The sequence below is a fragment of the Geomonas edaphica genome, assembly GCF_004917075.1.
Taxonomy (GTDB): Bacteria; Desulfobacterota; Desulfuromonadia; order Geobacterales; family Geobacteraceae; genus Geomonas; species Geomonas edaphica.
In genome coordinates this window covers 809,458-835,669 of record NZ_SSYB01000001.1, presented here as the reverse complement: position 1 = coordinate 835,669, position 26,212 = coordinate 809,458, and the positions used below count along the sequence as shown (strand labels likewise).

25 protein-coding genes are annotated in these 26,212 nt (G+C 61.6%); 10 read left to right on the top strand and 15 right to left on the bottom strand.

Annotated features, from left to right (window positions below; all coding sequences use genetic code 11):
* The first annotated feature begins 13 nt into the window (after window positions 1-13).
* Together E8K79_RS03545 and lhgO are read left to right on the top strand one after the other, a co-directional pair.
* Window positions 14-958 (top strand): 3'-5' exonuclease, encoded by a 945-nt coding sequence (locus tag E8K79_RS03545; protein ID WP_136513510.1) that lies wholly within the window; start codon window positions 14-16, stop codon window positions 956-958.
* Between the two features lie 409 nt (window positions 959-1,367).
* Window positions 1,368-2,561: an L-2-hydroxyglutarate oxidase gene (gene lhgO, locus E8K79_RS03540; RefSeq protein ID WP_136513509.1), complete on the top strand. Its 1,194-nt coding sequence runs from the start codon at window positions 1,368-1,370 to the stop codon at window positions 2,559-2,561.
* Window positions 2,562-2,661: 100 nt separating this feature from the next.
* On the opposite strand, the gene E8K79_RS03535 is transcribed toward lhgO, so the two are convergent.
* The 9 genes from E8K79_RS03535 to E8K79_RS03495 all read right to left on the bottom strand — a co-directional run bounded on the left by E8K79_RS03535 (window position 2,662) and on the right by E8K79_RS03495 (window position 15,112).
* Window positions 2,662-4,077, bottom strand: a complete 1,416-nt coding sequence (locus E8K79_RS03535; protein ID WP_136513508.1) for a sigma-54-dependent transcriptional regulator — start codon at window positions 4,075-4,077, stop codon at window positions 2,662-2,664.
* Between the two features lie 193 nt (window positions 4,078-4,270).
* Window positions 4,271-5,794, bottom strand: coding sequence for a sensor histidine kinase (locus E8K79_RS03530; protein WP_136513507.1), 1,524 nt, complete (start codon window positions 5,792-5,794; stop codon window positions 4,271-4,273).
* 1 nt (window position 5,795) lies between these two features.
* Entirely contained in the window at window positions 5,796-7,148 is a 1,353-nt protein-coding gene (locus tag E8K79_RS03525) for a hybrid sensor histidine kinase/response regulator (protein WP_136513506.1), read from the bottom strand.
* Between the two features lie 17 nt (window positions 7,149-7,165).
* Window positions 7,166-8,227: a chemotaxis-specific protein-glutamate methyltransferase CheB gene (gene cheB / locus E8K79_RS03520; protein WP_136513505.1), complete on the bottom strand. Its 1,062-nt coding sequence runs from the start codon at window positions 8,225-8,227 to the stop codon at window positions 7,166-7,168.
* A gap of 12 nt (window positions 8,228-8,239) precedes the next feature.
* A complete protein-coding gene (locus tag E8K79_RS03515; protein ID WP_136513504.1) occupies window positions 8,240-10,477 on the bottom strand; it encodes a hybrid sensor histidine kinase/response regulator in 2,238 nt (745 codons plus the stop codon).
* A gap of 46 nt (window positions 10,478-10,523) precedes the next feature.
* Window positions 10,524-12,380 carry a HAMP domain-containing methyl-accepting chemotaxis protein gene (locus E8K79_RS03510; RefSeq protein WP_136513503.1) on the bottom strand — a complete coding sequence of 619 codons (1,857 nt, stop codon included), beginning with the start codon at window positions 12,378-12,380 and terminating at the stop codon, window positions 10,524-10,526.
* Between the two features lie 58 nt (window positions 12,381-12,438).
* Window positions 12,439-13,047: a chemotaxis protein CheW gene (locus E8K79_RS03505; protein ID WP_136513502.1), complete on the bottom strand. Its 609-nt coding sequence runs from the start codon at window positions 13,045-13,047 to the stop codon at window positions 12,439-12,441.
* A gap of 33 nt (window positions 13,048-13,080) precedes the next feature.
* Window positions 13,081-14,589, bottom strand: coding sequence for a CheR family methyltransferase (locus tag E8K79_RS03500; protein WP_198419766.1), 1,509 nt, complete (start codon window positions 14,587-14,589; stop codon window positions 13,081-13,083).
* Window position 14,590: 1 nt separating this feature from the next.
* Window positions 14,591-15,112: a chemotaxis protein CheW gene (locus E8K79_RS03495; protein WP_246043701.1), complete on the bottom strand. Its 522-nt coding sequence runs from the start codon at window positions 15,110-15,112 to the stop codon at window positions 14,591-14,593.
* Between the two features lie 141 nt (window positions 15,113-15,253).
* Between E8K79_RS03495 and E8K79_RS03490 the strand changes: the two genes are divergently transcribed.
* Entirely contained in the window at window positions 15,254-15,532 is a 279-nt protein-coding gene (locus E8K79_RS03490; RefSeq protein WP_136513501.1) for a hypothetical protein, read from the top strand.
* Between the two features lie 24 nt (window positions 15,533-15,556).
* Here E8K79_RS03490 and E8K79_RS03485 read toward each other — a convergent pair whose 3' ends face one another.
* On the bottom strand, window positions 15,557-16,135 hold the full coding sequence (locus E8K79_RS03485) for an acyl carrier protein phosphodiesterase (RefSeq protein WP_136513500.1): 579 nt from the start codon (window positions 16,133-16,135) through the stop codon (window positions 15,557-15,559).
* Window positions 16,136-16,186: 51 nt separating this feature from the next.
* Between E8K79_RS03485 and E8K79_RS03480 the strand changes: the two genes are divergently transcribed.
* On the top strand, window positions 16,187-16,981 hold the full coding sequence (locus E8K79_RS03480; protein WP_136513499.1) for an ADP-ribosylglycohydrolase family protein: 795 nt from the start codon (window positions 16,187-16,189) through the stop codon (window positions 16,979-16,981).
* 68 nt (window positions 16,982-17,049) lie between these two features.
* Here the strand turns inward: E8K79_RS03480 and E8K79_RS03475 are convergent, their stop codons facing one another.
* From E8K79_RS03475 to dmpI, 3 genes are all read right to left on the bottom strand, one after another.
* Window positions 17,050-17,277, bottom strand: a complete 228-nt coding sequence (locus E8K79_RS03475; protein ID WP_136513498.1) for a hypothetical protein — start codon at window positions 17,275-17,277, stop codon at window positions 17,050-17,052.
* A gap of 64 nt (window positions 17,278-17,341) precedes the next feature.
* Complete coding sequence (locus tag E8K79_RS03470; protein ID WP_136513497.1) at window positions 17,342-17,914, bottom strand: flavin reductase family protein; 573 nt, start codon at window positions 17,912-17,914, stop codon at window positions 17,342-17,344.
* Window positions 17,915-17,929: 15 nt separating this feature from the next.
* On the bottom strand, window positions 17,930-18,121 hold the full coding sequence (gene dmpI / locus E8K79_RS03465) for a 4-oxalocrotonate tautomerase DmpI (protein WP_136513496.1): 192 nt from the start codon (window positions 18,119-18,121) through the stop codon (window positions 17,930-17,932).
* Between the two features lie 226 nt (window positions 18,122-18,347).
* Between dmpI and E8K79_RS03460 the strand changes: the two genes are divergently transcribed.
* On the top strand, window positions 18,348-18,674 hold the full coding sequence (locus E8K79_RS03460) for a peptide chain release factor family protein (RefSeq protein WP_246043699.1): 327 nt from the start codon (window positions 18,348-18,350) through the stop codon (window positions 18,672-18,674).
* 7 nt (window positions 18,675-18,681) lie between these two features.
* Here E8K79_RS03460 and E8K79_RS03455 read toward each other — a convergent pair whose 3' ends face one another.
* A complete protein-coding gene (locus tag E8K79_RS03455) occupies window positions 18,682-19,581 on the bottom strand; it encodes a selenium metabolism-associated LysR family transcriptional regulator (RefSeq protein WP_136513495.1) in 900 nt (299 codons plus the stop codon).
* Between the two features lie 142 nt (window positions 19,582-19,723).
* Between E8K79_RS03455 and E8K79_RS03450 the strand changes: the two genes are divergently transcribed.
* The 5 genes from E8K79_RS03450 (at window position 19,724) to E8K79_RS03430 (ending at window position 24,630) form a co-directional block, all read left to right on the top strand.
* Window positions 19,724-20,485 carry an acyl-CoA dehydratase activase gene (locus tag E8K79_RS03450; protein WP_136513494.1) on the top strand — a complete coding sequence of 254 codons (762 nt, stop codon included), beginning with the start codon at window positions 19,724-19,726 and terminating at the stop codon, window positions 20,483-20,485.
* Entirely contained in the window at window positions 20,482-21,645 is a 1,164-nt protein-coding gene (locus tag E8K79_RS03445) for a double-cubane-cluster-containing anaerobic reductase (RefSeq protein WP_136513493.1), read from the top strand. The genes E8K79_RS03450 and E8K79_RS03445 overlap by 4 nt, the downstream gene beginning before the upstream one ends.
* Before the next feature lie 91 nt (window positions 21,646-21,736).
* Window positions 21,737-22,504 (top strand): rhodanese-like domain-containing protein, encoded by a 768-nt coding sequence (locus E8K79_RS03440; RefSeq protein WP_136513492.1) that lies wholly within the window; start codon window positions 21,737-21,739, stop codon window positions 22,502-22,504.
* 45 nt (window positions 22,505-22,549) lie between these two features.
* Window positions 22,550-23,560 carry a transglutaminase-like domain-containing protein gene (locus E8K79_RS03435; RefSeq protein ID WP_136513491.1) on the top strand — a complete coding sequence of 337 codons (1,011 nt, stop codon included), beginning with the start codon at window positions 22,550-22,552 and terminating at the stop codon, window positions 23,558-23,560.
* Window positions 23,561-23,691: 131 nt separating this feature from the next.
* Window positions 23,692-24,630, top strand: coding sequence for a hypothetical protein (locus E8K79_RS03430; RefSeq protein WP_136513490.1), 939 nt, complete (start codon window positions 23,692-23,694; stop codon window positions 24,628-24,630).
* Between the two features lie 166 nt (window positions 24,631-24,796).
* Here E8K79_RS03430 and E8K79_RS03425 read toward each other — a convergent pair whose 3' ends face one another.
* Window positions 24,797-26,053, bottom strand: a complete 1,257-nt coding sequence (locus E8K79_RS03425; RefSeq protein WP_136513489.1) for an OmpP1/FadL family transporter — start codon at window positions 26,051-26,053, stop codon at window positions 24,797-24,799.
* Between the last annotated feature and the right edge of the window lie 159 nt (window positions 26,054-26,212).

Sequence of the window (26,212 nt, the reverse complement as noted above, 5' to 3'; positions counted from 1 at the left end):
TTTTGAGGTGATGATGGCCAAGACGCCACAGAAAAAGAGGGTAGTGGAGATGAACCCGCTGGAGATCGAGATCGCCATCGCTTCGCTGCACTCCACCGGGGACTACCAGGTGCTGCGCCGCCTGAATCTGGCGCGCGATGCAAGGCTCGGGCGACCGGGGCCGGAGCACTCGCGCGTGGCCCTTTGCCTCGATACCGAGACCACCGGGCTTGATTTCCGGCGCGACCGGATCATCGAGCTTGGTGTGGTTGCCTTCGAGTACGATGCCGAGACCGGCGAGATATACCGCATCACGGACCGCTACTCAGGCTTTGAGGATCCCGGCTTCCCCATTCCGCCGGAGGTGCAGGAGATCACCGGGATTTCGGACGAGATGGTGCGTGGTCAGGCCTTCGACGATGCGTTCATGAACGCCCTTGCCGCCAAGGCCGACCTGGTAATCGCACACAATGCCGCTTTTGACCGGAAATTCGTCGAGTCGCGTTATCCCGCCTATGCTAAACTCCCCTGGGCCTGCACCGTGTCGCAGATCGACTGGGGTTCTGAGCGGCTTTCCTCGCGAACCCTGGAGTTCCTGCTCTTCAAGACCGGTTCGCTCACCATCAACGCGCACCGCGCGCTGGACGACGCCGAGGGGGTGCTTGGGCTCCTTCTCGAGCGGCTCCCGGTGACCGGCGCTTCCATTTTTATGACCCTTTTGAAGCGTGCCCACGAGATCACCTCGCGCATCTTCGCCGTCTCCGCTCCCTTCGATAAGAAGGACATTCTCAAAGAGCGCGGCTATCGCTGGAGTGACGGCTCGCAGGGGGGAAACAAAGCGTGGTGGCGCGACGTTCCCGCTGACGAGGAGCACAAGGAGCTTGCCTACCTTGCCCGGGAGATCTACCCCCGCGGGAACACGAGTGCCGTGCAGGTGGTACGCTGCGACGCCCTAGCACGTTTCTCCATCCGCGAGTAGCGTCGAAGTCCCGGGGGATAGAGGGAAGGGGAGAGCTAAGGGGCACAGTGCGTCCACGCAGCGCTGCATGAGCGCAAGGTTCCCCCCTTTGCGAAGGGGGGACAGGGGGGATTTGCCTTCGTCGGACCATACAGCACCTGCTGCCACTACAATCACAAAAGCTCCACCAGAAGCTGAACGATATCGACAACCGCTTAGGCTCGTCCCGGAGGCCCCCCGTTCAACCAACGGGAGTTGAGTAACAAAAGCAAATCCCCCCCAGCCCCCCTTCGCAAAGGGGGGAGCTTAAAGGCCCCTTTTTGCAGCAATGTAAGGGGCTAATCGCTTGTTCAGCTGAATTCTCGAATTAACCACCCTGAGGGGAGGGGATAGCGGTATCTTCCCCGAAAATCATCCGGAGGTGTGATATATGAGCTTCGACAAAGCCGACATCCTCATCGTCGGGGCGGGCATCATCGGCCTCACCATAGCACGCGAGCTGGCGCGTACCGGTCACGGCGACATCGTCATCATCGAGAAGGAGACGGAACTCGGGGTGCACGCCTCGGGACGAAACAGTGGAGTTCTGCACGCCGGGATCTACTACTCGCCGGACAGCATGAAGGCGAAGTCCTGCCTGAACGGCAACTTCCTGATGCGGGCGTACTGCAAGGAGAAGGGGCTCCCCCTGCTGGAAAACGGCAAGGTCATAGTCACCCGCACCCCGGCGGAACTCCCCGTCCTGGACGAACTCTTCCGCCGTGCCACCGCGAACGGCGCCAAGGTGGAGATGATCGACGAACGGCAGCTGGCCGCCATCGAGCCCAACGCTCGCACCGTCGAGCGCGCCTTGTTTTCCCACTACACCGCCGTGGTCGATCCGAAGGCGGTGCTGAAGAGCCTCAGAAAGGACCTGGAGGAGAGCGGCCGGGTCACCTTCGTCATGGGGTGCCGCCTGACCGGGATCAAAGGGAGCGGTGTCGCGTTGACGAGCCGCGGGGAGATCCGCTTCAACCGGTTCGTGAACGCCGCTGGGGCCTTCTGCGACAAGGTGGCGGGCTTCTTCGGGGTGGGGGAACAGTACCGTCTCATACCCTTCAAGGGGGTGTACCGACTGCTCAAAAAGGACGCTCCCTACACGGTCAACTCCAGCATCTACCCGGTGCCGGATATCCGTAACCCATTCCTCGGGGTCCATTTCACCCGCAGCGTCCACGGCGACGTCTATCTAGGGCCCACCGCCATCCCCGCTTTCGGCAGGGAGAACTACGGCATCATCGCCGGGATCGATGCTGAAGCGCTATCCATCGCCTGGGAAGACCTCATCCTCTTCATGACCAACAAGCCGTTTCGCAACGTGGCGCTTAGCGAGCCTGCCAAGTACCTCCCTTCGGTTTTCTTCAAGGATGCCGCGAGGCTCGTGAAGGAGCTCAAGCCCGAAGACGTGGTGCCCGCCTCCAAGGTGGGGATCAGGCCGCAACTGGTGGATTGGGAGAAAAAGGAGCTGGTGATGGACTTCTTGGTGGTGGCCGAAGGGGAGGGGGTGCACGTCCTGAACCCCATCTCACCTGCCTTCACCTCGTCCATGGATCTGGCACAGGGGATCGTGGCGCAATATTTCTAGAGAACGTTCTACGTTCTACGTTACGGAAGGCAAAAAAAAGAAACCGCCGGGGCCTTTGGGCTACCGGCGGTTTTTGTTATTTAGGCGCCCTTCCTTTACTTCAAGCGGGCTGCGACTTGAGACGCTTGTTGAGGGTCTGGCGCGCAACGCCAAGCATGTTCGCCGCCATCCCCTGGTTCCCCTTCGCCTTCCGCATTGCCTCGGCGATCATCTGCTCCTCAACCTCTGCTATGGTCGGGAACCGGCCGAAAACCGCGTCCAAGGCCTGCTCCAGGCTCTCCGTCCGTGGCGCCGGTGCCTCCGGTACGCTCTGCACCTCGGACCCCATGGCGCTTCGGAAGGTTTCCATGGAGAGAACGCCTCCTTTATGCCGCAGGACCGCTTCGGAGACGAGCGCCTCCATCTCGCGCACGTTCCCCGGGAAACGGTAGAGGGTCAGCATGACAGCAAGCTCGGGGGGCGGGGTAGGCTTCTTCTTATCCAGTTGGGCCGCGGCCTTCTCGAGGAAATGGTCGAGCAAAAGCGGGACATCGTCCAGCCTGTCGCGCAGGGGGGGGAGGTGTACCCGGTGCGCGCATAGTCTGTAGTAGAGGTCGTTTCTGAACTTTCCCTGTTTGATGAGCTCCTGTAGGTCCCGGTTCGTCGCCATGACGATGCGGGCGTCGCTCTTCTTCACGAAGTCGGAGCCGACCGGGTAGTACTCCTGCTCCTGTAAAAGTCGAAGGAGCTTGATCTGCGACATCTCGCCCAGGTCACCGATCTCGTCGAGGAAGAGGGTCCCGCCGGACGCGCGGGTTATGAGCCCGTCACGCGCCACGTCGGCACCGGTGAAGGCTCCCTTTACGTGGCCGAAAAGGGTGTCGGAAAACATGTTGTCGTCCAGCCCCGCAACGTTCAGAGGAACGAAGGGACCGCTGCGTCCGCTCAGGTCGTGAATGGCGCGGGCGGCGAGTTCTTTTCCCGTGCCGGTCTCACCGGTGATGGTGACCGGCTGTCTGGTCCCGGCGACCACCTCGATGTACTGGAAGACGGCGCGCATTGCCTTGTTCGAGGAGACGATGCTCGAAAAGGCCTCCGGGTGGTCCAGGCGGTCGGTGAACATGTACTGTTTCAGGGTGGAAAGCTCGCTGGAGAGGCTTTTCAGCTCGAGCGCCTTTCGGACCGAGGTGAGCAGGCGCTTCACGTCGATCGGCTTCACCATGTAATCGAAGGCGCCCCCCTTCATGCAACTCACCACCGTCTCCACCTCATTGCTGGCGGTGGAGACGATCACCTTGATCTGCGGGTACCGGTTTACGATCTGCGGCAGCAGGGCGACGCCGGATAGGTTGGGCATGTGCAGGTCGAGCACGATGACATCAACCTCTTCGCGCTCCAGAAGCGGCAGCACAAGGCGACTGTCGCTTTCGGTGAGGATGTCGCCGAAACCGCTGTTTTTGAGGCAGGAGCGGCAGCCGTCGAGGATGTCCAGTTCGTCGTCTACCAGCAAGATCCGTTGCGTGTTGCGTCTTTTCACAACAGTAAAACCTCCAGCACAATTGACTCGACAAAATTATTCAGCAGTTTCGGTGCGGTCTCACCAAGGCAAATCCCCCCTGTCCCCCCTTCGCAAAAGCGCTACGGGGGGCAGGCTCCCCCTTCGCAAAGGGGGGAACCAGGGCTCGCGCAGAGCTTCGTGAGGGTGCTGCACAAGCCTTCCAGGGTATTTCCTATGAACCGGTTCCGTCACGCCCAGGTTCGAGTGCGGGCAGGGTGAAGAAGAAACTTGCCCCTTTGTCGACTTCTCCTTCCGCCCACACTCGGCCGCCATGCCGCTGCACGATGCGCTGCACGGTGGCGAGCCCGACACCGAAACCTTTGAACTCCCGGTCGGTGTGTAGCCGCTGGAAAGGGCTGAATAGCTTGCCCGCGTACTCCATGTTGAACCCGGCACCGTTGTCGCGCACGACGAAGGCCTCTGTACCGTCCACTTCCGTCTTAAGGAACTCGATGCGCGCTTCATCTTTCTGCGCCGAGTATTTGCAGGCGTTGGAGATGAGGTTTTGCAGCACTACCTTCAGGAGGTCCGGGTCTCCGTAGGCGGTCAGGTCCGGCGCGATGGAGAAGGAGAAGCGCCGTCCAGGCTCGGACAACTGCTGCGCCGCGGCGATGAGAAGCGCCATGTCGCTCAGGTCGACCGGCTGCTTCGAGAGCTCGGAGCGCGACACGCGGGAGAACTCAAGCAGGGTGCGGATCAACTGGTTCATGTTCACCGTCTCGTTGAAGATGATGTCGATGAACTCCTTGCACCCCGGCTCGAGCTTTTCCCCGTAAAGCTCCAGAATAACCTGACAGTAGCCGTTGATATTGGTGAGGGGAGCGCGCAGGTCGTGTGAGACTGTGTAGCTGAACCCTTCCAGGTCGCGGTTGGCGATCTCCAGCTCCTTGGCGCGAGTGGAGAGGGATTCGTTCAGTTGCCTGATCTCGCGCTCGTTTTGCACCCGATCGGTGATGTCCTCCAGCACCGCCACAAAGTTGCTGATGGTGCCGGCCTCGTCGAAGACGGGCGAGATGGATGCGGCCTCGTGGAAGGGGGCGCCGTGCTTGCGCTCTCCGGTCAGCTCTCCGTGCCACTGGTTACCGGGTGCGACCGAGGACCAGATGGCATCTCCACCTTGCAAAATGGTGGCGAGGTGTCGTCCCTTGACTTCCGACTCCGGGCGCTCGGTCAGCTCGACGAACTTCGGGTTCACGTATTCGATGAAGCCACGTGGATCGGTGATCACGATGCTACTCGGGCTTTGCTGCACGGCCCTGGACAGCTTCCGCACGAATGCCTGCTGCGCGGCGAGCTCCCGCTCTATGGCCAGGGCGCCGAGGCAGGCCTCGATGGCGGCGAAGAGTTTCCCGGAGTCGATCGGTTTCAAAACGTAGCGTGACACGCCGAGCTCGATCGCCTCGATCAGGTACTCCATGTCGCTGTGCGCGCTCGTGATGATGACCGGCAGGGACGGTTTGATCGCTAGAAGCTGCCGTGACATCTCGATGCCGCTCATGGCTGGCATCTTTATGTCGGTGACCACGAGGTCAGGGGATATCCTGCCAAAAAGCTCAAGCCCCTTTGCCCCGTTTTCTGCGCCACGGATGGTCAGGCCGGGAAAACGGCGCGCGAGAAGGCCCAGCACCGTTTCACGCGTGACTTCCTCGTCCTCTACGTAGAGCAGGGTGAACCCCGCCCCTGGTTTCGTTGACATGCTAGACCTCGATCCTGAACTCGGCTCCGTTCCCGGTGTTTCGCGCCGAGAGTGAGCCGTTCATGCTTTTTTCCACGATGTTCTTTGCCATGAACAGGCCGATGCCGGTTCCTTTCCCCTGCTCCTTGGTGGTGAAATAGGGTTCGAAGATCCGTCCCATGATGTTTGCCGGGATGCCGCCTGCGTTGTCGGCGATGGTAATGACGGATTTTTCCCTCTCGCGGGCCACGATGACCTTGATCTTCGGCCCAGGTATCCTTTTTTCGCACAAGGCGTCGGCGGCGTTGTTGATGATGTTCAGCAGTACCTGGGAAAACTCGTTGGGGTGCCCGAAGATGGGAGGGACGTCGCCATCCGAGACCTCGACCTGAATCCCCTTGTCGGCGAGGCTTCCCTCCATGAGGGCTAGGGTGCGACGGACCACCTTCTTCAGTTCAAACGCGCTCTTCTCCCGGTCCGGCGTGAAGAAGTTCCTGAAGTCGTCGATGGTCTGCGACATGTGCCGGACCATCTGCATGATCTTCCCGGTGCTCGTCTCCAGGTATTCTCGGCTGAAATTGCCGTACTCGTAGGAGAGGGTGAGGTCCTGGACCAGCAGCCCTACAGCGTTCAGCGGCTGGCGCCACTGGTGCGCGATGTTGCCGATCATCTCGCCCATCGCAGCCTGGCGGCTTTGCTGCATGAGCACTTCGTCCTTCTTCCTCAGTTCGTCCATAGCCTGCAGGCGTTCCGCGGTTTCCTGGGTGAGGGCCGCGGTCCGTTCCACGACGCGCTGCTCGAGCTCTCGATTGAGGCTCGACAGGGACGCCTTAGCCCCAAGGAGTTCTTGGTTCTTTTCTGCAGCCATCTCGTAGGTGGCGAGGAGCAGTTCGATGGTGTGGGCACAATCGGCCTGAACACGGTAGTTTTTGCCGCGGTAGCTGACGGCCACCTCGCCGTCGTTGTCACCCTGGCGGCAAACCCGCTCGCCGTTCAACACGGCGCTGATGTGGGATAGGAGCAGTTTCTTGCTGTACGGCTTCGACACGAAGTAGTTGGCGCCCACTTCGAGGCTGTGCAGCACGTCGGCTGGGTCGTTCAGGTGGGTGAGCAGGATGATCGGTGTTTCACCCCCTGTCTTCGACTCCCTGATGCGGCGGCAGAGCTCGAAGCCGTCCATCCCCGGCATAAGGATGTCGCTGATGACCAGATCCGGCATTTGCGGGAGGGCCTCGAGCGCTTCGTCTCCGTTTCTAGCCACGATGACCCGGTATCCCTGTTCGGCGAGCATCTGCTCGAGGAGCTTCGCCTGGGTGGGGCTGTCATCTACGATGAGGATGCGGTGCGGAACCGCTGTCGCGCTGCTTTGATTCATGTTCGTTGCCAACTCCTTCATTTCAAAGCGGCGGCGCCTTTTGCCGCCAGCGTGGTCAGCAGATCGATGATGCCGTCGGGGGAAAGGACGTGCTGGGCCGCGTCGATCTGGATCGCTTCGCCCGGCATCCCGAAGACCATGGAGGTCTCCTTGTCCTGCGCGACGGTGACGCCTCCACTGTTGCGGATCGTCTTGAGTTCCAGGGCCCCGTCCTTCCCCATGCCGGTCAAGAGCACCCCGACCGCGTGCCGACCGTAGTGCTGAGCCACGGTGCGAAAAAGCGCCGACACGGCGGGACGCACGCCGTTTTCAGGGTCCGTGCTGGTGAGGCGGATGCGCCCTTGAGGGGCGACTTCCATGTGGTAGCAGTCGGGCGCCACGTAGACCCGCCCCGGCTCCACGGTCATGCCGTCGGCAGCGAGGAGCACCGGCATGGTGGAGTGTTGGTTCAGCCAGTGCACGAAGTTTTCCGTGAAGCCCGTGGCCATGTGCTGTACGACGAGGACCGCGGCGGAAAAGGATTCCGGGAGCGCCGAGAGTATGCGGCGCAAAAGGGGAGGACCGCCGGTGGATGCACCGATGGCCACCACCTTTACCGGGGCGGCGGGGGCGGTCCGGGGCGCCGGGACTGCGGCTTGTGTGGGGGCGATCTTGCCGGTCGGGAAAACGCGGCGCACCACCTTGATCTCGGACATGAGCTTCACGTGGCGGACGAGGTCCGCCACCGACTCGCGGTAACCGGGAGAGCCTGGCGCGGCGGGCTTGGCAAGCACCATGAGGGCTCCCGCCTCCATGACTCGGAACAGGGTGGCCGAATCCTTCGGGTTCATCTTCCCGGTGACGATCACGATGGGGACCGGGCAACTCGACATGATGGCGCGGGTGGCGTCGAACCCGTCCATGCCTGGGAGGTTGACGTCCATGGTGATGATGTCTGGTTTGAGGCTCTTTGCGGCCTCCACGGCGGACTCGCCGCTCTCCGCGGTGCCGATCACGGTCAGTTCGGGGTCCGCGTCGAAAGCGGCCACCAGCGCCTGCTGCACGGTTTTGGAATCTTCAACTACGAGAACTCTGATCACGCGGATTCCTTGTCAGGTGAGTTTCTGGATGACCTCGATGAGGTTTGTCTGGTCGAAGCTGCTCTTGACCAGATAGGCGCTCGCGCCGACGTCGATGCCGCGCTCCCGGTCGGTACGCGACTCGAGCCCGGTGACGAGGATCACGGGGAGCGAGGCAAGCTTCGCGTCGGCGCGGATCGACCGGGTGAGCTCGAAGCCGTCCATGCGCGGCATCTCGATGTCGGAGACCACCACGTCGCAGGGGTCGGTTTTAAGCTGCGCCATGGCGTCCGCCCCGTCGACCGCGGTGCGCACGAGGAAGCCGGAGGCCTCCAGGATGTTCTTCAGCAAGGTCCGCGAGGTGATCGAGTCTTCCGCCACCAGCACGGATACGCGCGCCTGGCGTGCCGGGGTGTTTGCTACCGGCAGTGAGGCGACGGCGGCACCACCCCCTAAAGCGGAGCGGAAGAGGTCGGCCACGTTCAAAACCGGGACCACGCGCCCCGAACCGAGCACGGTGGCGCCGGCCACGTTACGCACCCGCGAGAGCTGGCGCCCGAGCGGCTTCACCAGTATCTCCTGCACCCCGAGCACCTGATCCACGGCGAAGGCGATGCGCCGGTCGGCGGCACGCAAGATGACGTAAGAGACGGTAACGTCGGGCTCGATGCTCCGGCGCCCCGTTTCCAGGATGCCGGCCAGCGAGACGAGGGGAAGTACCTCCCCCGCGGCGACTACGGTGTCGCGGTTTTTCACCCGTTTCACCTCCGAGAGCGGCACGCGTGCGCTCAGTTCGACCACCGCCGCCGGGATGGCGCAGTCGCGGCCGGCGACCTGTACCAAGAGCGCGCGCATCCGGGCGAATGAGAGCGGGAAGACGAGCCGGAAGCTCGTTCCCGCGCCGGGCGTGCTGGTGACGGAGACGTGCCCCCCCAGCCGCTCCAGCGTCTCGCGTACGATGGCGAGGCCGACCCCGCGTCCGGAGATGCTGCTGATGGTGCCGCTGGTGGAAAGCCCGGACTCGAAGATGAACTGAAGCGCCTCGGCGTCGGGCATGCGTGCGAGAGTCTCCTCGGTCGCGAGTTCCCGGCGCAGCGCCGAACGTTTCACCTGCTCGAGGTCTATGCCGTAGCCGTCGTCGGTTAGGATGAGCTCGGCGCGGTTCGCGTCCTGCAGCCTCACCTCGACGCTCACCATGCCGCGGCGGGGCTTGCCCGAGGCTTCCCTTGCCTGCGGCAGCTCGATGCCGTGGTCCACCGTGTTGCGCACGAGGTGCAGAAGCGGTTCCTTCAGCTCGGCCAGGATGCGGCGGTCGAACTCCAGCTCTCCACCGGAGAGGGAGAAGTCGGCCTCCTTGCCGAGCTCGCGGGTAAGGTCGCGCACCAGCTTCGCGAAGGGGTCGAGGATCGAGGAACAGGGGAGGAGCTGCAGTTTCTTCATCTCCTCGAGGAGCGGGTCGACGAGTGCCTGCAGTGAACGGGTGTGCTTTTCCGCGCTTTTCTCCAGAAGGCGCAGACGTCCCTCTACGGTACGTTCATGCAGGCACCCCTGTTCGAGAAGTCCGGCCAGCGAAGCCTCGCCACCGGTACCCTTCTTGACCGCGCGCCTTGCTGCCGCGAGAGCACGGTCGCGATCGGCGCACCGGTTGGCAACCTCGCTGACGAGTGTGGAGAGTTCCTCCTGCAGTACCGAGGCGGCGAGTTTCGCGGATACGAGTTCCTCGGAGTGCAAAAGGAGCGTCTCTAGAAGCCGCGCGGAGACCCGCACCGTTTCGTCGGTGGCATGGATAGGCGCCGCAGGGCGTGGCCGCGCCGGGGTAGGCGCCTGGGCGGTCGTAACGGCAACAACAGGGGGCGTGGGCGCCATCGGAAGAGAAGTGGGGGGGACGGTTTGGGAAGCGCACTGTTGCGCCGCTGCAGGTACGGCCGTGGGGGCGCCTGCCGGAAAAATGCGGGCCGAAAGCCGGTTTATCTCGCGGTGCAGGAGGTCGAAGATCTCCACCCCGAACTCCGCTTCGCCACGCTTGATCTCTGCCAGCACCTCCTCCAGCTCCTGGCAGTCGTGGGCGACGTCGGCGAGGTTCACGGCGTGCGCCGCCCCTTTCAGGGTGTGCACGCGGCGGAATACCCCTTCGAGCAGGCGCTGCCGCCCGGCCTCCTCCTCTTCGCGCTCCAGGGCGAGGAGATGGGAGGAGAGGGCGTCCAGGTGTTCCTGTGCCTCTATCGCGAAGGTCGCGAGCAGTTCTTTTAACAGCGCCTCGTGGTCGCTCATGTCGTAATAGTCACCTTAATTCGTGATCTCCCGCCGCTGAGGGGGATCAGGCGAGCCGGTAGCCGCTCACCAGTTTCTGCAGCTTCTGGTTCAGCTCGTAGAGGTTTTTCGCGGCCGCCTCGATCTGGCGCGACCCCTCCACGTTCTGATCGCTTGCCTGGTTGATACTCTGGATGGCGATGGCGATCTGGTCCATGCCGATCGCCTGCTCCTGGGTCGAGGTGACGATCTGCAACGTGGCGTTCGAGGAGTCCTCGATGCTCGCGGCGAGCTGGCGGATCGACTCGCCCGCTTCGCTTGACTGCTTCATCCCCGCCTCGACCGCCTTGCTCCCTTGCTCGGTGGCGAGGACGGCCGCGGTGGTGGCCTTCTGGATCTGGCCTATGATGCTGCGCACCTGGGAGGTCGCCTGCTTCGACTGGGTGGCGAGGTTCTTCACCTCCTGGGCCACCACGGCGAACCCTTTGCCGTGCTCACCAGCCTTGGCTGCCTCGATGGCGGCGTTCACCGCGAGGAGGTTCGACTGCTCGGCGAGGTCCGCTACCGTGGCGATGATCTCGCCGATGGCCTGGCTCTGCTCGGAGAGGTTCACGATGCGCTCGGCGATGAAGCCCATGCGCTCGTCGATCCCCTGCATGCCGTCCAGAGTACTGTTCACCGAGTCACGGCCGGTCTTGGCGATCTGCGCGGAGCGGTGCGCCCCCTCGTAAACCTGGCGCGACTTCTGCGAGGTGAGGTCGGTGGTCTGGCGGATCTCCTGGACCGTCGCGTTGGTCTCGGAGATGGAGGTGGCGGTCTGGGCCGAGCTGGAGGCAAGCTCGCTCACCGTGGTCATGATCTCGGCGGCGCTCCCGGCGAGGACGCTCACCACCTCGGAGATTTCGAGGCTCAAGTCCCTCAAATTCCTGGTCATCACGCTGAAGGAATTGCCCAGGCGGTCCTTGTCCGAGGCGGGGATCACTTCGATGGTGAGATCCCCGGCCGCGATGCGGTCGGCGCTGGCGGCGAGCCTCTTCAGGGAGGCAACCATGTTGCTCATGGCGTTGCCGAAGACGTCGCGCTCGGAGAGGGGAACCACCTCGAGATCGAGGTCGCCGATCGCGATCCGGTTCGCGTTCTCTCCCATGCGGCGCAGGGAGAGCACCATCTTCCTCATAGCCCGTAAAAGCTGTCCCAATTCGTCGGGAGAGGCGCTGTCGAGCTCGACGGAGACGTCCCCCTGGGCCAGGCGGTCGGCGGCCTGCACGGCGTCGTTTAGGGGTCTTGTGATGGATGCGGTGATGGCGAAGGCGATCATGGCGGCGATGATGCAGGCGAGTGCCACGAGGACCGCGGTGATCGCGAAGGTTAAGCGCTGGTTCCTCGCGGATTCGGCGGCGAAATTGCTGGCCGTAGTGTGGGATGCCTTCAGCACCTCTTCCACCTGGGCATCGATCTGGGCCACGGTGCGGCGGGCGTAGTTCTTGTGGAAGGCGACCGCCTCCTTCACCTTACCCTGCCGGGTGAGCGCGATGGTCTTGGCGCGGACCTCCTTCCACTGATCCATCGACTCCTTGATCCGGTCGATCTTCGCCTGGTCGCCGGGGAAGCGCTCGCGGGCGAGTGCCAGTCCGCGGTAGACCTCCTGCTCATACTTGGCGATCTCCGCGATGGTCGCTTCCAGGTCTTCACGGTCGGCTGCATAGAGGACCACGTCCTTCATGCCGCGGTGCATCCGGGCGATGTTGGTGTCAACCTGCTGGATCGCGTTGGTTACCGTGAAAGGGTGCTCGTAGAACTCGCTGAGCAGGCGTCCTTCGGCTGCGAGGTTTTTGAGGGAGAGCGTGCCGATCAGGACTAGGAACACGAGCAGCACGGAAAAGCCTGCGATCAGCCTGGAACGGATTTTAAGGTTGCTGAGCATGGAACCTCCAAAAGTCAGGTTGGGATGGCGACCTCAACCTTGATCTTGATTTCAATGTCTACCCGACCTCTTCGTGCACGATGAGGCGCGGGTCGGCCAGGATCCTGGCCATGTCGAGCAGGGCGAGCCGCTCGGCGGTTACCCCGGCAAGGAACTCGCCTCTCACCCCGGTAAAGGTATCGGGTGTCGGGTGTAGTTCCGACAGGGGTAGAGAGCGCATCCCCTCGACCCGGTCGGCAAGGACGCCGAATTCCATGGTGCCGTCGCTTACGACGATCACCCGATTCAGGTCGGAAAGTCCGGCTGCCGGGAGTTCGAAAAAGCGGCGCAGGTCCACGATGGAGATGATCTTGCCGCGCACGCTGGTGATCCCCAGGACGAAGGGCGGGGTGCAGAACAAAGGGGTGAAATCGGCCAGGGGAATCGTGGCCGCGATGAAGGAAAGCTCGATGGCGTAGTGCTCGCCGGAAAGGGTGAACTCCAGGCAGTCGACGCAGGCAACGCTCCCGGCGTCCTCGGCAGTTTTTTGGCTCATGAGCCGGGCGCGTTCCTTAAGGAGTGCCTGCTCGCGCTCATGGTCGTGCCGGTTCTGGAGAACGGCGTCGAAGGCCGCCTGCTGGCGGGTGAGCAGTGAGGCCCAGTCTATGGCGGAACTTCTCTGCGACATGCTTCTTCTCCTAAGCGTGGAAAACGTGCTGCATTACCGCCTGCTGATCCCCTTGATCAGATGGATCAACATGCCGGCCGTCATCCCCTCGGTGTCGGGGATGGCCTCGTTCGGGTCGAGCCGCTGCAAAAGGCGCAGGGCGTTGCCGAAACTCTGTTCCGCCTCCTGCCGCTCACCGCGCTTTCTAAAGAGGTTTCCGAGCGCGAAATAGGCGAGCAGGTAGTCGTGGTCGAGGTAGAGCGCGTGCTTCAGCGAAGTGACGGCGCCTTCTTCATCTCCCGTCTGCTCGCGGATCATGGAGAGGAGGTAGTGGTTGTGCGGATTCAGCCGCTCGAGGCGGATCGATCTTTCGCAGAGCTCGCGAGCCTGGTCGTAGCGCCCGAGGTTTGCATGACAGCGGGCCGCGAGGGCTAGGTGCTCGGCGTGCTGTGCCCCGGCGAGCGCAACCTCTGCGGCCTTTTCATAGGCGCCCGTGTCGAAGAGCGAAAGCGCCTGCTGCAGCAGGTCCGGGCCCTGCGGCGCGTCTGCTGATGCCGGCGCCGCATGGAATTCCGGCCCGCCCGCCGTTTTATTGGCCGGGGGCTGCTTTCCCGCGGCCGATGTCACGGTTCGCCCGACCACACGCCCGGGGTGTGCACCCGGTTGGGGCGTCGGCGCGTCAGCAGGAACCCGAAACTCGGCTCGCGTCGCTTTCTGGCGTGGGTCGCTTCTTTTCAGCGCGAGGGCGCCATCGAAGATGTGACAGGTGAAACCTTCCACCTTGTGGTGGTCCACCTCGGTCGGTCCCATGAAGAGCCAGCCGCCAGGCCTCAGCGCGGCGCGGAACCTGGCGACGGTCTTCTCGATCTGCTCCTCGTGAAAATAGAGCATCACGTTGCGGCAGAAGATGACATCCGCACCCCCGGCAATGGGGGAAGGGGTATCGGCGTTCTCGGCGAGGTTCAGATGCCCGAAGCGGACCATCTCCCTGATGCCGTTTGCGATCTCGAAGCTGCCGTCCGGCCGCTGGGTGAAATAATTCATGAGCCACCCGGGGGCGTTCCGGAAGGACCATTTGCCGTACACCCCCAGCCGGGCTCGCTCAAGGGCGTGCTCGTTAAGGTCCGTGCCGAGGATGGTGATCTTCCAGCCGGTCGTGTCCCGGAGTACACGGCTCAGGATGATGGCGATGCTGTACGGTTCCTCACCGGTGGAGCATCCGGCGCTCCAGATCCGGATGGTGCGGTTGCCGCGCCGCCTGGCCGCGATCAGTCCCGGGAGCACCCGTTCCTCGAGCACCTGGTAGCTCTTCGGGTCGCGCAGGAAATAGGTCTCGCCGATGGTGAGGGCGCTGGCCAAAAGCCGCAGCCGCTCCTTTCCCAGGGGCGCGGACATGAGCTGCAGCAGGTAGCGCTCCAGGTCCTCAACCCCTTCCTGTTGCGCAAGGGTAGCCATCTTCTGCGCCAGTTCGGCGAAGCGTTCCTTGCGGAAGTGAAGCCCAAGTTCTTTTGCTACGAACGCGGCGAACATCTGCAGCGTCGCGCTTGTCTGCGAAACCGCCATGTCAGGTGCGTTCCAGCGCCGCGGCTATCTGCACCTCTTCGTGAGGGAAGAGCAGGGCGTCGAGGTCGTGGATCAGTACCAGTCCGTCCGCGGTCCGCGCCACTCCGGCGACGAACCCGGCTCCCGCCACGATTTCGTCGGCGGCAAGGATGCCGGCCGCAGGCGGCTCGATGACCCCTTCGGAACCGTCCACAACCAGGGCAAGGGTGAGCCTGCCGGTGCGCGCGATGACGAACTGGTCGCTCAGGGCGACGGGGCGCTCGGGGAGCCTGAAGCGTCTCCTCAGATTTATGACGGGAACGATCTCTCCGTGCAGGTCCAGGATGCCCATTACCACGTCCGGGGCCTTGGGGAGCTGGGTGAGGGCCGCCGCCCGGACCACCCGTTTTACGTGGTCCAGACGCAACGCGTAACGCTGGTCGTCAAGGGTGAAGATGAGCAGTTGAATCGTGTCGATCGGTCTTCTCCAATTAGCGGCGTCTATGCGGCGCTCTAATGTACCTTGTGCAGGGCTCGGATTCAAGCGTATTGTAGGATTATTCGGCTAAAAAAAGGGGGAGGTGCGCTTTGAGAACTTGCAGTCGTTAGCGATTGCAAATCCGAAGGGTGCCGCTAGTATTGCAGCTGTTTTTGCCAAATCGGAACGTTAGCGGGAGGTGAACCGATGCACGATATCGGCAGGCAGATCATGTTGAGGCTGAGAGAGGCCCTGCCATACGCGCGCGTCTACTGGGAGCGCGAACCTGGTGGCGACGGCCTGCGCGGCAGTGCGATAAGCGCGGAACTGGAAATGCGGAAGTTTACCATGCAGTTCGATGGTCCACCGAAGGAGGAGTGCCCCGAAGTACTCGAACCGGCCCTCGTGGAACAGGTGGTCGACGATTTCGTCGACTTCTTCGCGCGCTCCATCTACCCGAAGGAAAAATTCACGCGCATCATCTGAAAGGTTGCCGCGCCGCAAGAAAGGTCAGCGCCGGAGCGTTTCCTCGGCAAAACCGCGAATGTCTGGCAGGAAGGCGTGGAAATCCTCTTGCAAGAAGCGGTAGTGGCGGGTAAGCTCCACGCCGCCCGAAGCGAGCGGGTTCGCCCTCGGCACGCGCCGCGACATGCGCCGCAGCGCGTCGGCCACCCCTTCGGCGTTCAGGTAGGAAGGGATCATCTCCTCGAAGATCACCGGCACCAGTCCCTTGAGACGCTCGGGGAGCTGGTCGCGGCGCGCCTCGACGCTTGCGCGTACGCGCTTTAGGTAGTCCGGGAGCGCTTCAGTGCTGCACTGCCGCCATCCTACGGCGAGGAAGTGATCATAGAAGATGTCGACCATGATGCCGCGGTACAGGCCGAAGTCGGCCCCCAGGCGCTTTCTGCTCGCGGTGAAAGCGGCATGGTTCTGGGCGAAGGAATCGATGCGACGGTGCAGTTCGATGCCGCGTCGCAGCTTGTACGGATAGGCGTCGGTGAGGCGCCCCTTCACGAAGTCCCCCATGAAGTTGCCGGTGAGGATGTCGGGGTCGTCGCCGGAGAGGTATAGATGGAACAGGTAGTTCATGAGAAGGGATGATACCAGAACCGCCCGGAACGGGGTAGGGGGTAAAGCGCCATGCTGGGTGCTCTGACCGGAGACATCGTCGGTTCCATCTACGAGTGGAACAACATAAAGAGCACGGAATTCCCGCTCTTCCAGGACAGCTGCCGCTTTACCGACGACTCCGTACTCACCGTGGCGCTCGCCGACGCGATCATGACCGGCGCGCCGTACGACGACACCATGAGGCATTACTACCGCAGCTACCCGGACGCGGGGTACGGCAGGGGCTTCGTCGCGTGGGCCGAGGCGGACGCCCCTAAACCCTACAACAGCTGGGGCAATGGGGCCGCGATGCGCGTGAGCCCGGTGGGGTGGGCCTGCGATACGCTCGCTGACGCTTTGTCCCTGGCGCGGAACTACACCCTCCCAACCCACGGGCACCCCGAAGGGGTAAAGGGGGCGCAGGCCGTTGCCGGTGCGGTCTTTCTTGGGCGCAGCGGCGCTTCAAAAGACGAGCTGCGCAGCTTCATCACCGGAGAATTCGGCTACGATCTCGCGCTCAGCTGCGATGAGATCAGGCCGTCGTACCGTTTCGACATCTCCTGTCAGGGGACGGTTCCGCAGGCCGTCACTGCGTTTCTTGAATCAAACGATTTCGAAGGCGCCATCCGCCTCGCCGTCTCCCTAGGCGGGGACTCAGACACCCTGGCCTGCATCACCGGCGCGATCGCCGAGGCCTTTTACGGTGGGGTCCCGGCTCGCATTGCAGAGCAGGCCATGGGTTTTCTTGATGACCGGTTGAGGCGGGTGACTGTCGCTTTCGAAGCGCGCTTCGTGGCGTGGCGCTTTGCTGCTGCAAAAAGCTGAGCGCTGAAACGGCAAAGGCTGGTCGACCATCGGTCAACCAGCCTTTTAAGGTGCGGGGATAAGAGGTGTCAGGCGCCGTGCTCCCGTTGCCATTTCTCAACGGCGTACTGGTAGTTATCCTGCATTTCCTCAAGCATGGAATAAGCTTCGTCCGCTCTGTTTAGCATCACTATATCTGCTGTCGCTGTTGTCTCTTCCGGCTCCTCGATGCATGCCTCAGGCAGGATCGAGGTGAGCATCTCGATGATCTGTTGCAGCCGGTCCAGCACTTCCTTCTTGAAGGTTTCGTCGTCCATAGCACTCCCCCAGCCCAGATGAGATAACGGGAAGGAGTATACCGTAGGAGCGGCGAGGCTCCAGTTACTTCATCAACTGTTTCCCGATGTCGAAACCCTGGCCCACTTTTTCGCCCAGTGCGTAATAGCCGCGGTTGGTCGGGCTGTAGACAATGGGCTGCACCTTGGTCGGATCGGGGAGGCCTGCTTCGTCGAGCACCGATGCATCGGCCTTGACGTCGACGATCTCACCGATGAACTGGGTGTGTACCCCGATCTCCACGGTCTGCAGCAGCCTGCACTCGATCACGAGCGGGAACTCGGCAACGTACGGTGCGTCGACCAGATCGCTTTTCACCGGCGTGAGGCCTGCAGTTGCAAATTTGTCGGCGTTTTTGCCAGAGGCGATACCGGCGTAGTCGGCGGCGACTACGAAGTCGCGGGAGGGGATATTCACCGTGAAGGCCTGGCGCTCCATGATGGCGTCGTAGCTGTGCCGTGCCTTTCTCAGGGAGACGGTGACCGCGGCCGGGTCGGAGCTGCACACGCCCCCCCAGGCGACCGTCGCCAGGTTCGCTTTTCCTTCACTGTCGTAGGTACCGACCAGCCAGACCGGCGTCGGCATGGCGTGGGTTGCTTTGCCCAGGCTCTTTTTCATAGGTCCTCCGTGGAATTATTTGATGATGTCGGACAGGAGCTTGCCGCCGACGCCGATGTTGTCGCGCTCCATTTCCTTGATGAAGACGATGAACTTTTCGGCGGGGATCTGTGTTACAGTGCTGGCGGCTTCGGTCAAAGCCTGAACCAGTTCGCCTTTCTTCTCTTTGTTCGCCATGGTTCCAAGGTCGATGGTGATGACGGGCATACAGGTGCTCCTCCTTGAGGCAGTGTTTTTCTGAAGGGTGGCACTGTAACAGATATCACACGACAGTTCAACACGGGCTGAAGGTATATACCTTACGGCTTTGTGGGTATGTAATCTGGTAAAGCGGTAAATATGAGTATCTCGGCGTTAGTTGCTGAAGTTACGACTGTTGCAACTACAGCGCAACGCGCGGCAGTGACAGTAAGTTGGAAGGATTGAAGAGTATATGATCGAGATCAGGGAAGCAGACATAAAGGTGGAATTCTACCGCGCCTCCGGGCCTGGCGGGCAGCACCGCAACACGACCGACTCCGCGGTGCGCATACGTCATCTCCCGACCGGGATCGTGGCGCAGGCAAGTGAAAGCCGCTCGCAGGCCCAAAACCGGGAAAAGGCGCTGGAGCGGCTGGCCGAGTTGCTGCGCAGGCGCGCGCAGAAGGCGAAGAAGTGGATAAAGACCAAGGTGCCGAGAAGCGCCAAGGAAAAACGGCTTTCCGACAAGAAGGCGATATCCGAAAGGAAGAAGGGGAGGGGGAGAAGAATTGACGATTAGCTGATTGTCAATTGCCTTTATACATCTCCGTCATGATGGTCCTGAATGCGAGGGCGGCGGGGGAGAGTTCCCTACCTCTGCGGCCCACGAGGAAAAACTGCCTCTTTATGCTGACGCCGTCGACAGGAACCTGCACAAGTGACTTCTGCTCCAGTTCGTGTTGTACCGAAACCGCCGAGACGAAGGATACCCCGATTCCGGCAATCACCGCACGCTTCACCGCCTCGTTGCTGCCAAGATGCGCCGCCACATTGAGACGCGCGGGGTCTATCCCCGCCTCGCGCAGGGCCTGAGCGGCAGCCTTTCCGGTGCCGGAACCTGTTTCCCTAAGCACGACCTGCTCGCCCAGCAAATCCTCCTTGCTGATTCCCTTCTTGCCGCTCCAGCGATGCCCTGCGGGCGCGATCAGGACGAGTTCGTCGTCGGCAAGCGGCATGAACTCGAGGCTCTCCTCCTCGAAACGCCCACCTACCACACCCAGCTCCACTTCTTCTGAGATCAGCTTTCCCAGCACATCGCGGCTGTCACCCTGGCGCAGCACGATGGTGACCCCGGGGAAACGGCTGATGAGAAGCGGCAGGGCCGCCGGGATCATGTACTCCCCCGGGATGCTGCTCCCGGCGATATTCAGCTCGGCCTCCTCGACACCCTTGAAACGCGCCATGGCGACCGGAATCTCCTTCGCATAATCTATGAGCTTGCGTGCACGATCGAGCAGTATCTTCCCCCCCTCGGTCGGTAGTGCCCCCTTGCCGGTGCGGTCCAGAAGCTTCACGCCGAACTCGCCTTCCAGTGCGGATATGTGCTGGCTGACCGTGGACTGGGTGATGAAGGTGGCCTCCGCTCCCTTCGAGAAACTCCCGCTTTCAGCGACCTTTATGAACACTTCGAGCTGTTTCAGGTTCACGGCCCCCTCCTTATTGGTTGATGCGATCCATAGTATCTATTTTATCGAATTTATCAATTTGACTCTTGATGGTCAATTGGTTATTGATGTCAGGCCCTTATTCTCCTTCGGCCGCCTGAGAGAAACGTAAAAAAGAGGCACCATGATCGCAGCAGGAATCGATATAGGATCGACAGGTACCAAGGCCGTTCTCTTTGACGGTGAGATCCGCGCCACCGCGGTAGTTCCTACCGGCTGGGACCCGGCCGGCGCGGGACTTGCCGCATTTCGCCAGGCTCTCGACGCCGCTGGTATCGCCGAGGAGGCGGTCGGAAGGGTGGTCGGCACCGGTTACGGACGGGTATCGCTACCATTGTTCGATAAGAAGGTGACCGAGATTACCTGCCACGCCCGTGGCGCCCATTTCCTCCACCCGGAAACCCGTACCGTCCTGGACATCGGCGGACAGGACAGCAAGGTGATCAGCGTCGACGCCGGTGGGAAAGTCGTCGAATTCGCCATGAACGACAAATGCGCCGCCGGAACTGGTCGTTTCCTGCAAGTCATGGCCGGCGTGCTCGGCTTGTCCCTTGAAGAGCTTGGGCTCATCGCTGCGGGCGCCGAACCGGCACGCATCTCGAGCATGTGCGCCGTTTTCGCGGAGTCGGAGATAATCGGACTTCTCGCCCAGGGCGTAGACAAGGGACGCATCGCCGCCGGTGTCTTTCATGCCATTGCCACAAGGGTTCAAGGGCTTGCGGGGAAAGTATCGGTCTCGGGTGACATTACCTTCAGCGGCGGTGTGGCGCTGAACCCTGCCATCTGCCGCGCCATCGGTTCCGGGCTGGCAGTCGAAATCCGCGTCCCAGCCGCTCCGCAACTGGTGGGCGCACTCGGCGCCGCCCTCGTTGGATACGAAGCATGAGTGAACCCTGCACTCCGACGCTACTGAAGATCAACGCCCTCCGGGAAAGAAATGCGATAGCCCTCAAGGTCGCCAAGGATCACGGCAGGAAGGTGGTCGGCACATATTGCCTGTTTTCGCCGGTAGAGCTCATCGTCGCTGCCGGCGCGATCCCGGTTTCCCTGTGCGGCACAAGCCCCACGCCGATACCGGCGGCCGAGAAGGTATTGCCGCGCTCGCTCTGCCCTCTGATCAAGTCGAGCTACGGATTCGCCCTCACCGATACCTGCCCGTTCTTTCATTTTTCCGACCTGCTGCTCGCGGAAACGACCTGCGACGGCAAGAAGAAGATGTATGAACTGCTCGGCAAGATGAAGCCCTTGCACCTGATGCAGCTGCCACAGGTGCAGGATGAGGCGGCACTTGAGTACTGGATCCTTGAGCTCAAGCGCCTGATAAGTCGACTCGAGCAAGAGTTCTCGGTGCAGATCACCCCGGAGCGTCTCGCATCCGCCGTCATGCTCCTGAACGAGGAGCGCCGCTCCCTCAAGGCGCTCCAGGACGTGATGAAACGTAAGCCCGCACCGATCACCGGGATCGATCTTTTGACCGTGCTTCACAACCGCGGCTTCACGGTGGACAAGCGCGAGGCGATCGAACTCGTGAACCGTTTGACCGCCGAGCTCACCGAGCTGGCCGAGCGAGGCGTTTCCCCCTTCGACAACACCACCCCGCGCATCCTCCTCACCGGCGTACCTGTCGGCGTCGGGTCGGACAAGGTGGTTCGCCTGGTCGAGGAACTTGGTGGTTCAGTGGTCTGCTTCGAGAGCTGCGGGGCCTACAAGAAGGTGGACCCCGTCGTCCCCGGCGCGGACCTGCTTCGCAGCATCGCGGAGAAGTACCTGCGCATACCCTGCTCGTGCATGTCCCCCAACCACGGCAGGCTCTCCCTTCTGGAGCGGCTTGTCGACGAGTTTCAGGTCGACGGCGTCATCGACCTCACCTGGCAGGGGTGCCATACCTACAACGTGGAGTCGCTCAGCGTGAAGCACCACCTGCAGCAGGGGGCCGGGACTCCGTTCCTGCAGATCGAAACCGACTATTCGGAGTCGGACACCGAGCAGCTCAGGGTGAGGATCGAGGCTTTCCTGGAGATGATCGGCGCGAGGCTTGGAGGCTGACCGATGAGACGGTATCGTCTGACCGCGATGTTCGACAACCAGAGATGCCATGTCGATTTTTTAATTTCATGCAAGTCAATGGGAGGAAACAATGAACAGCATCACTCGTTTAACGGGCAGGTCGGTGATCTCGCTATTGGTCCTTTTTCTGATGATGGCTACCGCGCTGCCGATATTTGCCGCGGACGCCGACTTCAAGACCATCTCCAGCGAGGCCCTGAAGGACATGCTGGATGAAAAGAAAAGCTTCACCCTGGTGGACGCCCGCACGGCCGACGAATACCAGGTCGCACATCTGGTTACCGCTGTGAACATCACCGAAAAGGATTTCGATAAGAACCTTGCACTCCTTCCCAAGGAGAAGGGAGCCCTCGTGGTGCTCTACTGCAACGGGGTGAAATGCGGCAAGAGCAAGAAGGTCGCCGCAAAGGCAAAATCCGTTGGCTACACCAACCTGGTCGTCTACGCGGACGGTTTCCCGGTCTGGGAAGAGAAGGGGTACCCGATCGTCGCAGGAGCCGATTATGCGAAGAAGATAGAGACGACAAAGTTTACGCCGGCGCAACTGAGCGTGATATTGAAAGAGAAAAAGGACGCCTACGTCCTCGTCGACGTACGTGACGAGTTCGAGTTCGCCGAGGGGCACATCGAGGGTGCGATAAACATCCCTGCCGAAACCTTCGCATCGAAGTCGGGCGTTCTTCCCAAGGAGAAGGGGATCATCGTCTACTGTAACAGCGGCGGTCGCAGCTACTCCGCCTATCGCAAGCTTATGAAACTCGCCTATCCCTCCATTTACCAGGCCATCCTTTCCGAATGGAAAGAGGCGGGCCTGCCTGTGGTCAAGTCGCAGCTTTAGGCACGGCGTCGTGCCGTTGAATATCTGTCTGAGCAAGGAGTCGTAATGAAAAGGTTGTTGTTGCCGCTAGTGACCCTTTCCCTCTGCCTCGCTCCCGCCGCCTGGGCCCAGAGCCGCAGCGGTATCGTGAGCGTCGAAGTCGATCTGTCCCGCCAGGAAGCGGGCAAGGAGACGAAACTCTGGGTACCCTACGCCGTATCCGACCGGTACCAGAACGTCACCGACGTCAAGGTTTCCGGTGATTTCTCCGCTTCTGCGGTCTACACCGACAAGGTGAACGGTACGCCGATGCTTTTTGCTCAGTGGGACAAGGACGCGAAGAGCCGCAAGCTCACCTACACCTTCAAGGTGGAGCGCGAGGAAATCCAGATGAAGAACCTGTCGGGCAAGGAACCGGCATGGAACCCCGCCGATTACGCGGAGTACCTGGCCCCCACCTCGATGGGACCGGTGGACGGCGAGGTGAAGAAGCTAGCCCAATCGATCGTCAAAGGCAAAAAGACCGTTCTTGAGAAGGCGAAGGCGATCTATGACTGGACCTGCGAGAACATGTACCGCGACCCGGCGACGGTCGGCTGCGGCAAGGGGGATGTCTGCGAACTCCTGAAGAAGCCGGGCGGCAAGTGCACCGACATTTCCTCGGTCTACATCGCCCTTGCCCGTGCCGCTGGGGTGCCGGCGCGCGAAGTATTCGGCGTGCGCCTCGGCAAGAAGGCGGAGGAGGACATCACCACCTGGCAGCACTGCTGGGTCGAGTTCTTCCTCCCCGGCACCGGCTGGGTCCCGGTGGACCCTGCCGACGTGAGAAAGGCGATGCTCGTCGAGAAGCTCGAGCTTGGCGACGCCAAGACCCGCGCTTACCGCGAATATTTCTGGGGTGGCATCGATCCCTACCGATTCAAGATCGCCTCGGGACGTGACGTTGTCCTCAACCCGCCCCAGGCCGGCGCTCAGCTCAACACCTTCGGCTATCCCTATGCCGAGGTCGGCGGTCAGGTGCTCAACTGGTACGATCCGAAAGGGTTTAGCTACCGCATAAGCTACAAGGAAAAATAGATAAAGAAGTTACCTCAGTCTTGAACTTGGGCCGCGCACTCCTCTGCGCGGCCCCTTTTTTGTTTGTCTGTCCGGTGCGATTGATGTATCTTCCCATACTGTTTGTCCGATTTTGTCCAAGGAGCTTACCTGTGCAAATCCGCATCGTTATCGCCGCATCCATCCTCGGCGCCGGCTTCATCGCGTCCCATGCCATGGCTTCCGAAGCCCCGGCCGCTTCCCCTGCAGTTGCAACCCCGGCCGCCGTTGTCATGCCGCAGTCCGTCGACCAGACCGCAACAATAGCCGCATTAACCCAGGAGAACGTGCTCCTCCAGGAAAAGCTCAAGGCGCTGCAAAGCTGCAGCATCACCTCGACCGATCTCGCCGCGCGCAACAGCAAGAGGCTAAAAGAGATCACCGCTGACGTGCGTGCCCAGCGTCAGTCAATGGCCGACTTCGAGAGCTACGTCAAGTGGATGTCCGGACACGTCGCCGGATATTCCAAGTACATTCAGGCCGGCTCGGTCGCGGCGCGCTTCGCCAGGGTATTGCCCATCCCCTACGCGGGACAGGCCTCGCTCTTCACCAAGTTCGTCTCCGACGCAGCGGTTTCACTCGGGGCCACATCGGTTTCCATCAACAAGTACCTGGGGACTTCGCAGCAGTTCCTGAACCGCGCCGACGCCCTCGACCCGAACAAGCCGAACTACAACCAGGAAGTCTCCGACCTCGTCCGTTTCGCGGACCAGGATCTTCTTAAGGGGATGGGGGACGTGCAGGAGCGCCTGGCCACCACCTCCCAGCTTTCCACTTCTTCGCTCTCGTTCCTGGAGAGCTTGAACCACTACGTAGGCACAACGGACGAATACTGGAACAAGACGAAGGCGCTTCTTAAAAGCGACGACAAGGCGGAGAAGAGTTTCCTCGCCGAGAGCACTGCGGCCCTCAGGAACAAGGCCCAGGTGTTCAATACGAAGCTCCAGTTTTTCGACTCGACGGTCAAGAAGACCTCGCCGCAGATCAAGGCGCTGGTCGCCTACGATGACCTGGTGCGCAGCATGGAGCCGAAGCTCGCCAAGGCGAAGTAACTGGGACGACGGCGCACTATCCCGCCTAAGACACCGTCTGACCTTCCCTCCCTCTCCCTCTGAGAGAGGGGCGGGGCGATGGCGTCGACCGCTGGAGATTTATTGAATGCAAAAAAGGCCTCTCCCGTCAGGGAAGAGGCCTTTTTACTTTCAAGCAGGTGTTTCTCTAGAACTTGTAGCCGAGGGAGACCGCCACAAGGTGCGCGTCATTTTCGTACTTGCCGTTGGCTGACGTTTCGTCAACTCCGTAGAGCGTGTTGTGCTTACTCCGGTTCTCGTAGAGCTGATAGGCGTAGGAGAGAGCGATGGTGACCGGCTTCAGGTTCAGGTCCGTACCAACGCAGAAGACGTGGGTCTTGGCATCGGGAATGGAGGGGTCGAAGGTGCTGTCGGGTACCGCGGTGTCGCCGTACACGTAGCCGGCCAGGAGAGCGACGGTGTCGTCATACTGGTACCTGCCGCCGAGGTTGAGTCCCCAGCTGTCCCTCCAGTTTCTAGGCGTCGCGGTCGTGACGCCATTGTCTTGCTGGATGCTGAGCTCCTTGAATTTGGACCACCCCTCCCAGCGCATCCCCGCCTCTAGGGTCAGCTTGTCGATACCCTTGAAGGCGACACCGGCGGTGAATTGCGGCGGCAACGTGAGGTCGGTCTTCCCGCCGCTGTTAAAGGCGCTTACCGGCAACACCGAGCTGGAGAGGGTGGCGTCGCCTGAGATGTCGACATGTACCTGGCTGCGGTACGAGGCCCCCACCGTGAGGTGCTCACAGATGTCATAGGCTGCGGCAAGGTTGTATCCTATGCCGGTACCGTCACCTTTGAATTTCACGCCGATGTCGTACCCCCCCGGTATCCCATATGCGGACAGAGCGGAAGACGGCATCATTCGCTGCAGCGTGGCGTCGAGATAGAAGACGTCCAAACCTGCGGCAACGGTGAGTGAGGGGAGTACGCGGTAGGAGACGACCGGGTTGAAGTCGAAGGTGGTGAGTTCGGACTTGGTCGCGATGTAGCGGCCGTCCCAGCCGCTGCCCCACTCGGTGCCGAGGCCGAAGGGGTTGAAGACGCCGAAGCCCGCGCTCAGTTTGTCGTTGAACTTGTGGGTCACGTAGAAGGTGCTCGGAAAGAAGACCGCCTCATCGGAGGTGGAGTTGCTGCCGACGGAACTCGTGTACTCGCGGGAAGAGATTATGGCCGTGGTGCCGACCTGGAGCTGGGTACCCTCCAGTTTGTTCATAAGTGCGGGGTTGTAGAAAATGGTGCTCGGGTCGCTCGTGTGGGCGGTGACCGCGTTCCCCTGTCCCAGCGCGGACGCGCCGTGGGTGAAGACTGCGTAACCGGCGGCGTGCGCTGCGGATAAGGCTCCGGCTCCGAGGGTGACCGCCGATGCAAACACGCCGGCGATCAGGCTCTTCCTGTAGTTCATGGATCCTCCTCAAGGATTTATTTCATTCGACGGTACCTTCTGCTCCGCCCGAGGGCAGGCGGCATTCCAAATACCATAGCCTACCAATCTTGTAAAGCTTGCATGTGCCGTGCTTTGTCGGGAATGTGCGCTGACCAGTAGGGGACATACCCATCTGCG